The 14,348-nt window shown below is 39.6% G+C and carries 12 protein-coding genes and 1 pseudogene; 12 read left to right on the top strand and 1 reads right to left on the bottom strand.

Features of this window, described 5'->3' with window-relative positions; genetic code table 11:
- Positions 1 to 88 precede the first annotated feature (88 nt).
- From D5018_RS00070 to rpoS, 12 genes and pseudogenes are all read left to right on the top strand, one after another.
- Positions 89 to 1,150, top strand: coding sequence for a hypothetical protein (locus D5018_RS00070; protein ID WP_121836950.1), 1,062 nt, complete (start codon positions 89 to 91; stop codon positions 1,148 to 1,150).
- Positions 1,151 to 1,987: 837 nt separating this feature from the next.
- Positions 1,988 to 2,794 (top strand): hypothetical protein, encoded by an 807-nt coding sequence (locus D5018_RS00065; RefSeq protein WP_121836949.1) that lies wholly within the window; start codon positions 1,988 to 1,990, stop codon positions 2,792 to 2,794.
- Positions 2,795 to 3,017: 223 nt separating this feature from the next.
- Positions 3,018 to 4,649, top strand: coding sequence for a CTP synthase (locus D5018_RS00060; RefSeq protein WP_121836948.1), 1,632 nt, complete (start codon positions 3,018 to 3,020; stop codon positions 4,647 to 4,649).
- Positions 4,650 to 4,798: 149 nt separating this feature from the next.
- Entirely contained in the window at positions 4,799 to 6,091 is a 1,293-nt protein-coding gene (gene eno, locus D5018_RS00055; protein ID WP_121836947.1) for a phosphopyruvate hydratase, read from the top strand.
- A gap of 123 nt (positions 6,092 to 6,214) precedes the next feature.
- Positions 6,215 to 6,493 carry a cell division protein FtsB gene (gene ftsB / locus D5018_RS00050; protein WP_121836946.1) on the top strand — a complete coding sequence of 93 codons (279 nt, stop codon included), beginning with the start codon at positions 6,215 to 6,217 and terminating at the stop codon, positions 6,491 to 6,493.
- A 39-nt stretch (positions 6,494 to 6,532) separates the two neighbouring features.
- Entirely contained in the window at positions 6,533 to 7,237 is a 705-nt protein-coding gene (gene ispD / locus D5018_RS00045; RefSeq protein ID WP_121836945.1) for a 2-C-methyl-D-erythritol 4-phosphate cytidylyltransferase, read from the top strand.
- Positions 7,238 to 7,241: 4 nt separating this feature from the next.
- Positions 7,242 to 7,721: a 2-C-methyl-D-erythritol 2,4-cyclodiphosphate synthase gene (ispF, locus tag D5018_RS00040; protein ID WP_121837155.1), complete on the top strand. Its 480-nt coding sequence runs from the start codon at positions 7,242 to 7,244 to the stop codon at positions 7,719 to 7,721.
- A gap of 46 nt (positions 7,722 to 7,767) precedes the next feature.
- Positions 7,768 to 8,748, top strand: a pseudogene (gene truD / locus D5018_RS21925) (tRNA pseudouridine(13) synthase TruD); the annotation flags it as partial.
- A 96-nt stretch (positions 8,749 to 8,844) separates the two neighbouring features.
- Complete coding sequence (gene surE, locus D5018_RS21920; protein ID WP_121837154.1) at positions 8,845 to 9,585, top strand: 5'/3'-nucleotidase SurE; 741 nt, start codon at positions 8,845 to 8,847, stop codon at positions 9,583 to 9,585.
- Entirely contained in the window at positions 9,582 to 10,217 is a 636-nt protein-coding gene (locus tag D5018_RS00025) for a protein-L-isoaspartate(D-aspartate) O-methyltransferase (RefSeq protein WP_121836944.1), read from the top strand. The genes surE and D5018_RS00025 overlap by 4 nt, the downstream gene beginning before the upstream one ends.
- A gap of 78 nt (positions 10,218 to 10,295) precedes the next feature.
- Complete coding sequence (locus tag D5018_RS00020; RefSeq protein WP_243637347.1) at positions 10,296 to 11,183, top strand: peptidoglycan DD-metalloendopeptidase family protein; 888 nt, start codon at positions 10,296 to 10,298, stop codon at positions 11,181 to 11,183.
- Positions 11,184 to 11,490: 307 nt separating this feature from the next.
- Positions 11,491 to 12,465 (top strand): RNA polymerase sigma factor RpoS, encoded by a 975-nt coding sequence (gene rpoS / locus D5018_RS00015; protein ID WP_121836943.1) that lies wholly within the window; start codon positions 11,491 to 11,493, stop codon positions 12,463 to 12,465.
- 190 nt (positions 12,466 to 12,655) lie between these two features.
- On the opposite strand, the gene D5018_RS00010 is transcribed toward rpoS, so the two are convergent.
- Complete coding sequence (locus tag D5018_RS00010) at positions 12,656 to 13,291, bottom strand: hypothetical protein (RefSeq protein ID WP_121836942.1); 636 nt, start codon at positions 13,289 to 13,291, stop codon at positions 12,656 to 12,658.
- Positions 13,292 to 14,348 lie beyond the last annotated feature (1,057 nt).

The following is a 14,348-nucleotide window of genomic DNA, read 5'->3' as shown; positions in this document are numbered from 1 at the left end:
GAAAAATTAAACCTTGTTAATGATGAAATATTATTGGTAGCTCTTTGATAGTATTTGCCAAAGTTGAATTAATTTAAGGTGAAAAAATATGTCAGCTATAGGTGGTAATCAATGGGGGAATATAGGTGTTAACCAACAATTCGATCGGCAAATAGCTCCACAACGACACTGGAGTGTTTCACAAAATCTAACCATCAGAGACCTAGAATCAATACTCAGTGACCTTGGAGAATTGAATGACTGGCAAAATTTTGGGCTTGGTTTGGGTCTTATCTATACAAAACTAGAACAAATTGAAAGAGATGGTCGAGGTCAAATTGAGCAATGTAAACGTAGAATGCTATCTCACTTTTTGACGACAGAGCAATCTAAAGCTCATGGTAGTAAAGCAAATGGTGCATTTATTATTGCTGCGATAAGACGTCATGATAATTGGATTGCTGATGAAATTTTAGCTAAGAATGTAAATAGCAGTAGTGCACATGCTTCTGCAAGAGTTATGGAGGTACAAGCACTTTCTCAAGCTAATTCTTATGAAGCACATTACCAACATGCTCAAAGAGAAATTCAGCAACTACAACAACAGCTTTCCTCCTTGAAAGTTGACATGGAGCGTCAGCAAGAATTTCATGAAAGTGAAACGGGTGCTATAAAACAAATAAATCAAGTGTTAGTTAAAGAAAACCTAGAGCTAAAAGAAAAGCTTAAAGTTTATGAATCTCAACAGCAAGATTTACGGGCTTGGCCTTACAATCAACCACATGTGACATTGCCCCATTCTTCGGAACAGCAAACACATTCTTTCACCAATAGCGTCAGTAAATTAAGCGCAGCTGCATATGCTCAGCTCAATAGGCAAATGAAATCATCTGATTTAAATCAGCTTATGGGTGTGATGAGACAAGATGGTGGTTTTTTACAAAATCACTGGAGGGTAATTGGTGAAGGCTTAGGGATAAATCCAAACACACTTAGTACAATTGAAACAGAAGAATCTAAAGTTGGTAGTCGTGCTAGAGAAATGCTAATGATAGCAATTAAAACCGAGCGTAAAGCATTTGTTGATTTAGCAAATGTCATTATGGATTTAGCGCCTAGTTTTGATGAAACTAGTGAGCCAATTAAAGCTCTAATGAGAATTACAAGCTAATTCAATTTTGTTGAAGTTTGCCATGGTGTTTCGGTATAAATTAGTTGGACTAAAATTCTGACATTGCTTTTGCTTGATGTTCCAAATATTTGTGTCGATGCAACATCACGGAAGCTATGAGGTTTAACAAAGATTAATGCTCAACCAATTAAGTGAGAACGCTTATTTGTTATTCTTCAGCTTCGTTAATAATTCGTAGTTTTATTATGGCAACCCTATTTCATCACCTGCCACAGTTTCTTTTGAATACTATTCAACTGAGGGTGAACATAGAGAATTAACGCCAGCTGATTTAGATGTTCTCTTGCCAGAGTTCCAATTTTATGAGTGGAGGCGTGTTGGATTACGTTTGGGGTTCTTATATCCTCAAATAAAAAAAATTGAAACTAACAATCAAGGCCAGAGTCTAGCTTGTCTATGAGAGTTATTAAGCGATTGGCTTAACAATAAGCATGAATCTAAGAAAGGTAAAAAGGTCAGTGTCTATACCTTAGTCGATACACTAACAGCTACTGACCAACATTTGGTTGCTGACAATATAAGGCGCAAATATCAGGTTCATACTTCTGCAACAACGGGGGAGGAAGCTCAGGTTGTTCATAGCTATTTCCTCCCTTCAGAATTAGAAGGCAAAAAGCTTCCTTTGAAAAAATTAACAAATGAACTAGTCCTGTTAAAAACAAAGCATGAATTGAAAACGATAAAGAACCAAAGGCTTAGAGCTTTTTTTTCATCTTCAGATAAATGCCATTCATTAGACGTTAAACAAAGTTCCCCTGATTGAATAGCAGATTAATCACAGCATATTTATATTCACTATAAAAATTGGAGGGCAAAATGGCTACCTGTCTATCACTAAACAGCATTCCCGACTCCGAGTTTAAGACTCAGTCTGCTTTTTCTGAGCCCTTGTTAGAAGAGAAGCTTAATTATTATCTAATTAACGGTAATGGTGAGCAAAAATTAAGGCAGTGGCTAATTTCAAATACAAAAGATGAGCAGCTAAGTAATGTATTGGGGGAGTTTTCTCAGGAAAATTTCACAGAACCACAAAGTGTAAAAAGTTTTTGTACTTTTGTTAATGGGCACTTAAAACAAGGTCCTGAACTTAAAGAAACGCTTAACTTTGAATTAGATTCAGTGATCTATGATGTATTTTGGGTAGAGGAAAATCGTAAACCATCCTTCGTGTTTTATAGTGTTAAAAAGCAATCTAAAACTATTAAGCCTTCAAAAACTAAACAAGTAATTGATCTGGTTTCTGAAGATGAGGTGGTACTAGATGATGTATTGGACAAAGAGACGTTTCAATTAATGCAACATCATAGGTTACAGCGAAATCAACGGCGATGTTTTGACATCCCTAATATGAGTGCTTTGACATTGAGTGATGAGGTCAAACCTACAGTAAGCAAGTTAGAGAGAAGAAGAAAACGAAGCGAATTCAGAGAGGCACAACATTTTGCTCTCAAGCATGTCGAAACAGCTGCTCGGCGCTTTTCAGTTGATTGGCATAGTGCAAGCAGAGAGGAAAAAATAGCAATCTTAAGGCGTGAAGGTACATTAAAGGAAGATGAATTCTCATCGTTTTTAGCATTGATAAGCCAACCCGAGGCTTCGAAATTACCTAAAATCAATTTTTAGTCAAACCAATACAAGAAAACACCGTTCTTGTTAAATTCTCAATTGTGCCGCTTAGCAGTTTTTGCTAGACTACTTCCCCGTCCTAGTGCTTTCTCATATCAATCCAATTTTCATACACAAGCTATAGTTTGTTAGCAGTGCTTTGGTTTAAAACTTGGCCTATTGATAAGTTGTATTTGAATTGATGTAAGCGAATTATTACTTTTACTTTCTCAGGTTCAGCATGACTACAAGGTATATCTTCGTAACTGGTGGTGTGGTTTCATCATTAGGTAAAGGCATTGCAGCGGCGTCGTTAGCGGCGATTTTAGAAGCACGTGGTTTAGACGTTACCATTATGAAACTGGACCCGTATATTAACGTCGATCCGGGCACAATGAGTCCGACTCAACACGGTGAAGTGTTCGTAACCGAAGACGGGGCGGAAACAGATTTAGACTTAGGTCACTATGAGCGTTTTATTCGCACCAAAATGACCAAACGCAACAATTTCACTACTGGTCGTATATACGAAGAAGTGCTTCGCAAAGAACGTCGTGGTGACTACCTAGGTGCAACCATTCAGGTTATTCCTCATATCACCAATGCGATTAAAGAGAAGGTATTAGCTGGCGGCGAAGGTCACGATATTGCAATCGTTGAAATTGGCGGAACTGTAGGTGATATCGAATCGCTACCATTCCTAGAGTCAATTCGTCAGTTAGGTGTATCTCTAGGTCGTGAGCGTACCTTGTTCATGCACTTAACTTTAGTACCTTTCTTAGGTGCAGCGGGTGAAGTGAAAACTAAGCCGACTCAGCACTCAGTTAAAGAACTTCGCTCAATCGGTATTGCTCCAGATGTTCTGATTTGTCGTGGTGATCGCGCGATTCCAAGTAATGAAAAAGCGAAAATTTCTCTGTTCTGTAACGTAGAAGAACGTGCCGTTATCTCACTTAAAGATGTGGATAGCATCTATAAAATCCCTGCACTACTAAAGTCTCAAGGGCTGGATGACTTAGTGACTAAGCGTTTTGGTATCGAATGCAAAGAAGCTGACTTAGTTGAATGGGAGAATGTAATCTACCAAGAAGCGAACCCAACCGATGAAGTGACCATTGGTATGGTAGGTAAATACATTGAATTACCTGATGCATATAAATCAGTAAACGAAGCGTTAAAGCACGCAGGTTTGAAAAACCGTTTATCAGTTAACATTAAATACGTAGACTCTCAAACCGTCGAAGCTAAAGGTAATGAAGTATTAGAAGATCTTGATGGTATCTTGATCCCTGGTGGCTTTGGTGAGCGTGGCGTAGAGGGTAAAATCTTAGCAGCTAAATATGCTCGTGAGAATAAAGTACCGTATTTTGGTATTTGCCTTGGCATGCAAGTGGCTTTAATTGAGTTCGCTCGTAACGTTGCTGGTATGAAAGGTGCGCACTCAAGCGAATTTGATAAGCAGTCTCCTTTCCCAGTTGTGGGTTTGATCACGGAATGGATTGATAATGAAGGTAAGATAGAGCAGCGTGATGAAGCCTCTGATTTAGGTGGCACTATGCGTCTTGGTGCACAGGTTTGTCACTTGAAGAAAGGAACCAAAGCAGCAAAGGCTTATGGTTCAGAATCTTGTGTTGAGCGTCATCGTCACCGTTATGAAGTGAATAATAACTTTGTTGAGCAGTTAGAAAAAGCGGGCTTAATATTTAGTGGCTTGTCATTTGATCGTAAATTGGTTGAGATGATTGAACTGGCTGATCACCCTTGGTTCGTCGCTGGTCAATTCCACCCTGAATTTACTTCAACTCCAAGAGATGGACATCCTTTGTTTGAAGGTTTTGTTGCTGCGGCAGCAGAGTTTCAAAAAAACAGTTAGGGGTATCCTGCTACCACTTCGACTTATTATGAGTTGAAGTGGTAGTCATAGTTTGAGAATTTATTCCAATTTGGTGCTTAATTACTCAATTGGTATAAGTTTTCATTTTTTTGTTTTAAATTACTCTAATTTTAATATCGAGGATAACAATGGCTAAGATTGTAAAAGTAATTGGTCGCGAGATCATGGACTCACGTGGTAATCCAACTGTAGAAGCTGAAGTACATTTAGAAGGTGGCTTTGTTGGAATGGCTGCTGCTCCATCTGGCGCATCAACTGGTAGCCGTGAAGCTCTTGAATTACGCGATGGTGATAAAGCACGTTACTTGGGTAAAGGTGTATTAACTGCTGTTGCTAACATCAATGGTCAAATTGCTGAAGCATTAGTTGGTAAAGATGCTACTGCTCAAGCTGATGTCGACCAAATCATGATTGATCTTGATGGTACTGAAAACAAAGATAAGCTAGGCGCTAATGCTATCCTTGCTGTATCTCTAGCAAACGCTAAAGCAGCGGCTGCATTTAAAGCTATCCCACTTTATGCTCACATTGCTGAACTTAACGGTACTGCAGGGCAGTACTCTATGCCAGTTCCTATGATGAACATCCTTAACGGTGGTGAGCACGCGGATAACAACGTTGATATCCAAGAGTTCATGGTACAGCCTGTTGGCGCAAAAAGCTTCCGTGAAGCATTACGTGTTGGCGCTGAAATCTTCCACAGCCTTAAAAAAGTACTTAAAGGTAAAGGCCTTAACACTGCAGTAGGTGATGAAGGTGGCTTTGCTCCTAATCTATCTTCAAATGCAGAAGCACTAGCAGTTATTAAAGAAGCAGTAGAAGCAGCAGGTTACGAGCTAGGTAAAGATGTTACGCTAGCACTTGATTGCGCAGCGTCTGAATTCTATAAAGACGGTAAATATGACCTTTCTGGTGAAGGTAAAGTATTCGATTCAAACGGCTTCTCTGATTTCCTAAAAGAGCTAGCAACTGAATACCCAATTGTTTCTATTGAAGATGGTTTAGACGAGTCAGATTGGGATGGTTGGGCATACCAAACTCAAATCATGGGTGACAAAGTTCAGCTAGTAGGTGACGATTTGTTCGTAACTAACACTAAGATCTTAGCTCGTGGTATTGAAAACAAGATTGGTAACTCTATCCTTATCAAGTTCAACCAGATTGGTTCCCTAACAGAAACTCTTGCAGCAATTCGCATGGCGAAAGAAGCTGGCTTCACTGCCGTTATTTCTCACCGCAGCGGCGAAACTGAAGATGCAACCATTGCTGATTTAGCTGTAGGTACAGCAGCTGGTCAAATTAAGACTGGTTCACTATGCCGTTCAGATCGTGTTGCTAAGTACAACCAATTACTTCGTATCGAAGAGCAGTTGGGTGACAAAGCAGTTTATCGCGGCTTGGCTGAAATCAACTGCAAGTAATTGAAACCTTGATTGATGACTTCTAGTCACTCATAATTAGGTATATGTGAGGCCACCTGATAAGGTGGCCTCTGTTTTAATGAGGCCAATTAGTATTATTTTTGCACAAACTTGTTGAGTTTAATGAAATTATTTATCGCCGGTTTATTAGTGTTATTAACATTGCTCCAATATCGCTTGTGGTGGGGAGTAAATGGCCTGCATGAGTATTTTTCACTACTTGATCAAATTCATAATCAACAGCAAGATAACCAAAAATTGGTTGAACGAAATCAAGTCTTAAAAGAAGAAATCGCCAATTTACAAACCGGAACCGAAGCTCTAGAAGAACGAGCCAGAAATGAGTTAGGTCTTGTTAAAGAAGGGGAGACTTTCTACCGAGTCGTGAGAGGAAAGAAATAGTCATTCTTCTGTTCAAGATTAACTGGAGAGCTTAAACGCGTGAGCGAAACTATCGACCGAATTATCGCAATCATTCCTGCTGCTGGTGTGGGAAAACGCATGGGAGTAACGCTTCCAAAACAATATTTGACCATTAATCACAGAGCCATTCTTAGTCACACTCTTAACGCATTTTTATCTCATCCAAATATCGATAAAGTGGTTGTTGCTATTGGAGAAGATGATCCTTATTTTAAGGAACTTCCCGAATCTGAACACCCAAAATTATTGACCACGATTGGTGGCAAAGAGCGTGCAGATTCTGTATTAAGTGCACTGAAATATGCCGAGCAAAATAATTCAAGCGATTCATGGGTATTAGTGCATGATGCTGCGAGGCCATGTATTACCCACGATGACATTGATAAATTGCTAGACGCTAGGCAAGAGTTTCCTCAAGGGGCTATCTTAGCCATACCTGTTAGAGATACTATGAAGCGAGCTGGATCTGATGGCACAATCGATCGAACCGTTTGTCGAGAGCAACTGTGGCATGCTATGACTCCACAAATGTTTCAACTTAATATATTAATGAACAATTTAGAGCGTGCGTTATCTGAAGATGTAACGATCACCGATGAAGCATCTGCAATGGAGTGGGCAAATATACAGCCGGGATTAGTGTCCGGTCGACCTGATAATATTAAAGTCACTCATAAAGATGATTTGCCACTAGCTGAACTCTATTTAAAAAATAATGGGTAACCCTATGAAGTTTCGAATCGGACATGGATTTGATGTACACAAATTTGGCTCAGATAAGCCGTTAATCTTGGGCGGTGTTACTATTCCTTACCAAGATGGTTTGATTGCTCACTCTGATGGTGATGTGGTACTTCACGCTATAAGCGATGCTATTTTAGGCTCCATGGCTTTAGGAGATATCGGTAAGCACTTTCCTGACACTGATGATGCATATGCTGGAGCTGATAGCAGAGTGTTACTAAGGCACTGCTATCAACTTGCCCAAAATAAAGGGTTCGAAATGGGTAATCTAGACGTTACGGTTATAGCTCAAGCCCCTAAAATGCTGCCTCATATCGAAGCAATAAGAGCTATTCTCTCAGAAGATTTGCAAACAGACATTGAAAATATCAATGTAAAAGCCACAACTACAGAAAAGTTAGGGTTTACTGGGCGCAAAGAAGGCATTGCAGTAGAAGCCGTAGTATTGATGCAATCAAAATAGTACTCAATGGCAAACTATACCCGCTAGATAAGAATTAGGTTTTAAGATGTTTGACGAATTACACTACCTTCATGGTAAACCCAAAGCTACTGCCAATTTACGAACTCATAATGCTGATTTTAAAGTAGTAGAAATGATGCCTGTTCAACCATCTGGCGAAGGTGAACATCATTGGTTGTACGTCAGAAAAGACGGATTAAATACTCGTTTTGTAGCTGATAAATTGGCTCGATTTGCCGGAGTGCCAAGTAAAGACGTGACTTTTGCTGGGCAAAAAGATCGCAATGCTGTCACTGAGCAATGGTTTGGTGTCCGTATTCCGGGAAAAGATACCCCAAACTGGGCTGAACTCAATGATGATGAAATGCAGATCTTACAAGCTCATCGTCATGGAAAAAAACTTCGCTTAGGTACACTTGCTGGCAATCGCTTTACGCTCACGTTAAGAAATGTATCAGATATTGATGAGCTTCAAGCTAAAGTAGAAAAAATCAAACAATATGGAGTTCCGAATTACTTTGGTGAGCAACGTTTCGGACATGAAGGAAACAACATCAAACATGGTGTTGAAATGTTCAAAGGCAAAAAGGTCAAGGATAGAAGTAAGCGAAGCATGTACTTATCCGCAGTTCGTTCTTACCTGTTCAACCAAGTGGTTTCTAAAAGACTAGTAGAGCACCAATTAAGTCCTATTACAGGTGATTGCGTGATGCTCACTGGCTCGAAAAGCTATTTCAGTGTTGATGAGTGGGGTGATGAAAATCAACACAGATTGAAGACTAATGACATTCAACTTTCAGCTCCTTTGTGGGGAAATGGAGAATTGAGTTCTCATTCTGATGCTCTGAACTTTGAAAACCAAGCGCTAAGTCAGTTTAGTGTTGAAAAGCAGGGACTAGAAGAGGCTGGCTTAAAACAAGAGAGAAGAGCACTTCTGCTTAAAGCTGAAAACCTTTCATACAAAGTGAGCGAAGACACGTTCACAATTAGCTTTTCATTGCCAGCAGGCTGCTATGCGACTTCAATCTTAAGAGAGTTGGTCAACTATACTGATGTACAGCAGAAAGTTTGGAAAGAAAAAAGTAAAGCAGAACCGCAGCCATTAAAAAGTAATAAAAAATTCATCCTAGTAAGTAATGATGATGGTGTATTAGCTCCGGGAATTAAGGCGTTAACTCAAGCAATGGCAACCATGGCCGATGTATTAACCGTTGGTCCTGATCGTAACTGCTCAGGTGCAAGTAACTCATTAACCTTGACGAACCCTTTAAGGATTAATAAGTTAGATAATGGTTATATTTCTGTGAGTGGAACACCAACAGACTGTGTGCATCTCGCTATACGAGAGCTGTGTCCGCAAGAGCCATCAATTGTTGTCTCTGGCATTAATGCTGGTGCCAACATGGGAGATGATGTCCTATACTCTGGCACTGTTGCGGCAGCAATGGAAGGTCGATTTTTAGGCTTACCTGCTATCGCTATATCTTTGGTTGGTAAGCAGTTACAACATTATGATACGGCGGCTCACTGGGCATTGAAATTGGTAAAAGGTTTGTTGGAGCATCCTTTAGAAAGAGATCAAATATTAAATGTAAATGTACCGGATATTCCTTTCGAACAAATAAAGGGAATAAAGGTAACTCACTTGGGTGCTAGACATAAAGCTGAAGGCTTAGTTCGTACACAAGACCCGTCTGGCAAAGAGATTTTTTGGTTAGGGCCTCCGGGACAACAACAAGACTCAGAAGAAGATACAGACTTTAATGCCGTGGCTAATGGCTATGTTTCCATTACGCCATTAACAGTAGATTTAACCGCTTATAAGCAGTTACCCACTTTAAATGAATGGACTAAAAAACTATGACACAGGCTGTCAGCGCTGCAGCAAGTAATTTATCTCAACGTCTTGCAGAACTAGGTATTAGTGATCATAAAGTGCTTCAAGTGGTGTCCAATACACCTCGTGAGCATTTTTTAGATATGGCGTTAGCTCATAAAGCTTACGAAAATACAGCACTGCCAATTGGAAGTGGTCAGACTATTTCACAACCTTATATCGTTGCAAAAATGACAGAGCTAGTGACCAATCATCATCCAAATAACATTTTGGAAATTGGCACCGGATCAGGTTATCAAACGGCGATATTGGCTCAAATTGTTCCTCAAGTCTGCACCGTAGAGCGTATTAAGAGCTTACAGGTACAGGCTCGCCAAAAGCTAAAATGGCTGGATTTGCATAACATTTCATTTAAATATGGCGATGGTTGGAAAGGCTGGGTAAATAAAGGACCATACGAAGCAATATTGGTAACCGCTGCACCGAGTCAAATCCCAGATGCGTTATTACAACAACTTTCGGACGGAGGAAAGTTAGTTATTCCTGTCGGAGGAGAATCTCAACGGTTAATGAGAATTACTAGAGAAGGTGATACGTTCAGAACTGAAGTCATTGAGCCTGTTAAATTTGTACCTCTAGTCGATGGAGATTTAGCGTAAGGAACTTAGGAACTGAGCAAGCAGAATGGATACTAGAAGCATGTGGCCGCAGCAATATAAAATACAAGGTGAAATGCAGTGATTGCGTTCATAAGAATTGTATTGCTGATTGCTATTGCGCTTTTAAGTGTAGGTTGTAGTTATCGTTCTGATCGACCTGCGCCAGTTTCCAGTTTAACTTCATACAATACTGGCTATGAAAAGGGGAGTATTAAAGGCTCTCGTTACAAAGTAAAGCGTGGTGATACTTTATATTCGATCGCATTCGGTGCAAACCGAGATTTCAAACAGTTAGCAATTTGGAATAAGCTCCCTAAACCCTACACTATCTACCCAGGTCAAATAATAAAGTTAAACAAACCTTCAATTCCGAAAAAAAATTACAATAGGAAAGTTAAAAACACAAAAAAATCAGTAAGTAAGGTGGCTAAGAACGTTAAAAACTTACCGAGTAAAAACACTAAGGAAAATAGTTCAAAAAAAATACTTGCTAAAAATAATCAAGCTGCATACTCTGTAACAGTACAACAACAAAAAAACAACAAAGCACCTGCTCAAAAAAGTAGGGCTTCTCAAAAAATAGATTCTCGGAAAAAAGTAGAGCGTTGGGTTTGGCCCTATGAAGGAAAAATTATCGCTCGTTTTTCAAGTAAAGCCCAAGGAAACAAAGGAATAAAGTTTTCTGGTCGTCGCGGAGACTCAATTAAAGCAGCGGCAAATGGCAAAGTCGTTTACGCGGGAAATGCGCTTAGAGGTTACGGTAATTTAGTCATTATTAATCACAATAATAACTACTTAAGTGCTTATGCACATGCCGATAAAATCTTAGTAAAAGAAAAGCAACAAGTGAAAGCAGGACAAACTGTTGCGACAATGGGAAGCACTGGTACAAACCGCGTAATGCTGCATTTCGAAATTCGATACCACGGTAAATCAGTCAATCCATTGCATTATCTACCTAAGTAACACTCTTAGGAGCCAATTTTGGCATTGGAGGACGAGTAAGCCTTAACATTATTGTCATTAGAGCGATATAAATTAAGGCGTTAGAAAAGCTGGATTTACTTTTTTAAGTAAATTTGTAAGCAATATCGATAGGTAAAGGATAGCCGTTAGCTGCAGTTAGGGATGAAGTTGTAGTGTATCAACAAGGAAGCATTTCCCCTTGTTTTCTATAAAACCCTCATAATCTAATATCTCTTTTCATATCTGAATTATTGCCAGCTTTTGCCGAGTAAACACTATCTTAGTTCCGATTTGGGGGGAAGCCATTATGGGAAGTAGAAATAGTACCGCGGTTGTAGAAGAGTTAGCAGGCGTCACTGAAGAAATGGATTCAGATGTGAGCGTAGCTCAGCGTGAGCAAAAGGCTGATGAAATCATAGGACAAGAAGACACACCAAGAAACTTGGATGCAACTCAATTGTATTTAGGTGAAATTGGCTTTTCGCCACTCCTATCTGCAGAAGAAGAAGTCTTCTTTTCTAGAAAAGCTCTAAATGGTTGTGAAAAATCACGCAATCGTATGATCGAAAGTAACCTGCGATTGGTTGTAAAAATAGCTCGCCGTTACAACAACCGTGGATTAGCGTTGTTAGACCTTATTGAAGAAGGTAACCTTGGTCTAATTAGAGCGGTAGAAAAATTCGATCCCGAGCGCGGTTTCCGCTTTTCAACTTATGCGACTTGGTGGATACGTCAAACTATTGAACGTGCCATCATGAACCAAACTCGTACTATTCGTCTACCCATTCACGTAGTTAAAGAGCTAAACGTCTACCTCCGCACAGCTCGTGAATTAGCTCATAAACTTGACCATGAGCCTACTGCGGAAGAAATTGCAGATAAATTAGGTGTACCTAGTGCTGATGTTAGCAAGTTACTCAAACTGAATGAAAGGATCACCTCTGTAGATACTCCTATTGGTGGCGAAAATGATAAAGCCCTTTTAGATGTGATACCCGCAGAAGACATGGTTGGCCCAGATCACAAGGTCCAATCGAAAGATATCTCTAATTCAGTTGTTAAGTGGCTTAACGAACTTAATAGTAAACAACGTGAAGTATTGGCTCGTCGCTTTGGACTATTAGGTTATGAGCCTTCAACTTTAGAAGATGTTGGTGCTGAAATTGGTTTAACTCGCGAGCGTGTTAGGCAGATTCAAGTCGAAGCATTGAAGCGGCTTAAAGATTTACTTTCGGCTCAAGGGTTATCGGTAGAGGCTTTATTCCAACAGCCTAATTATTAGCATTTCCAATATTACTTCAAGCCCTCTTTTTGAGGGCTTTGTTATACCTTTATGTAATGCTTAGTGTTGTAACTAAGTTTGGAAGAGTATCAGTTGCTTCAGGAATAGCCTCTGGTTTGGAAGATATAGTTTTATCATTCATATTTTTAGATTCTGTTACGCCACTCCCTGACTTAGAAAAAACAACACTTTACAAATCTTGTTTTTCAAATTGAAGGCCTTGGTAGTTTTCTCCAAGTAATATAAACCGTCTAAACCCTAACCTTGAGCATGTCGTCGTTGCACCGTTTAAGGTCAAAGAGATTGTATCTTCTCTCGCCGTTATTTTATTCGTAAAAGGGCATCTGAAAGGTTGTTTAAGAGCATCATATTCATCTACCGATACAGCTTCAGCTTGAACACTGTTTTTTAAGACTGCTTTTAGCTCCGAGCTTAATACAGAGTAGTTAGTTTCGTAGTGGAAATAACCTTCTTGTGCTTGAGAAGAAGTACCTTGTGGCATTTTAAAGACATAGAAACTATTTCCAACAGGCTTTATCCCTTGGTGCATGACTGCTGACTCAATAAGCCTCGCTTCTCCTTTTTGGGTGAGGAGTTTAACAACAGCCCAAGCTCTACTTTTGGAGCTATTTAGCGCGTCTTCATTTATGTAACAAGGGCGCCCACCGAAGACCCAGTTAGTCAGAACATATGTCTTACCACTACCTTCCATAGTGAATTTATTGGCAGATTTTTTATTAAAAAGCTGCTCAGCAACTTCTTGGTTGATTGCTTCTAATGATGGTGGAAGGCATTGCGCTAGTTCTTGGCTTAATTCTAATGACATAACTCATTACCTCTATTGTATTGTCAACTAGATAAATTCTTAGGGGAGAACATAGACGTTAAGGCCAGATAATGGTAACAACTAAAGCTGTTTATTGATTGAATAAGAGAGTCATTTCTGTGCTTTTGAAATGTTGTATCTACACAACCACTCAATTAACCCTAATACAGAAACATACAACGCTTCTGCGGTAATATAGAAAAAACCGATAAAGCTCATATTGGAAAAATGCATTTTAATAATGAAAATACAGCAAATAGCCCATTACAAATTACCGGCTGCCAGTGTTGTTACTGCTGTTAGAGACCTAGCTTTACATTTAGCAAGTGATAGGGCGCATATAGCGTAAATGAGATTTACAATGGCTATGAATAATATGATGTTTTTTGGTAGCCCGAAAAGTGTGATTAAAAAATTATGTAAAAAGAGAGTTGATGTACCAGCGATAGCAGCTGAGAGCCCATCAATCCAAAGTATCTTGTTGTATCCTTTCATTTTTATTTTTCCATAATTTGGTTTTGGATTAGAGAGTTTTTTACAAAACTCTAGTAGACCTTGGTGTTGCCTCCTCAATATTGTAAAGGTACTTCCTGATTTTGCGAATCAGTCAGCTAAAGACGTGGGCTGTTAGCCCACACCCAACCAAGAAAGGGGTCACCAGCAACCCCTCTCCTGGATCTCTCCATGCCGCTCCGCAAAGTTATACGTCATTCCTCTTATGGCAAAAAATATCTAACGCTTCTGATGGAGCATCCATGCACCTCAGAATCTAGCGCAGCGTCCATGCTGCGCTTACGCTATTTTTCACCAACGATGAATAACAACTTTGCCATGGGGAATTGTTGTAGCCTGCAAGGGTAATTGGAGTAGCTATAACTTATTTTTGCCCCGAAATCTTGATAGCAAACAACGGAAGGGTTGGATCTAAAACAGGGCAACCGCGCGAGTGTTTAAATTTCGTCCGCTACAGTTAGCCCAGCCTTTAAAACCTTTTCGAGATAATCTGTTTTCATCCAAGCTCGCTTTCTTTTTGTTGGGATGCTTATTTTTGTTTTTT

Origin of the sequence: Parashewanella curva, assembly GCF_003675895.1 — a bacterium.
Taxonomy (GTDB): domain Bacteria; phylum Pseudomonadota; class Gammaproteobacteria; order Enterobacterales; family Shewanellaceae; genus Parashewanella; species Parashewanella curva.
This window is presented reverse-complemented; position numbering and strand designations above follow the sequence as displayed.

Excerpts from the sequence above, each read along its gene's own strand:
- D5018_RS00070 (WP_121836950.1), top strand. The coding sequence starts at position 89 with ATGTCAGCTATAGGTGGTAATCAATGGGGGAATATAGGTGTTAACCAA.
- D5018_RS00065 (WP_121836949.1), top strand. The coding sequence starts at position 1,988 with ATGGCTACCTGTCTATCACTAAACAGCATTCCCGACTCCGAGTTTAAG.
- ispF (WP_121837155.1), top strand. The coding sequence starts at position 7,242 with ATGAAGTTTCGAATCGGACATGGATTTGATGTACACAAATTTGGCTCA.
- D5018_RS00060 (WP_121836948.1), top strand. The coding sequence starts at position 3,018 with ATGACTACAAGGTATATCTTCGTAACTGGTGGTGTGGTTTCATCATTA.
- eno (WP_121836947.1), top strand. The coding sequence starts at position 4,799 with ATGGCTAAGATTGTAAAAGTAATTGGTCGCGAGATCATGGACTCACGT.
- D5018_RS00025 (WP_121836944.1), top strand. The coding sequence starts at position 9,582 with ATGACACAGGCTGTCAGCGCTGCAGCAAGTAATTTATCTCAACGTCTT.
- ftsB (WP_121836946.1), top strand. The coding sequence starts at position 6,215 with ATGAAATTATTTATCGCCGGTTTATTAGTGTTATTAACATTGCTCCAA.
- rpoS (WP_121836943.1), top strand. The coding sequence starts at position 11,491 with ATGGGAAGTAGAAATAGTACCGCGGTTGTAGAAGAGTTAGCAGGCGTC.
- D5018_RS00010 (WP_121836942.1), bottom strand. The coding sequence starts at position 13,291 with ATGTCATTAGAATTAAGCCAAGAACTAGCGCAATGCCTTCCACCATCA.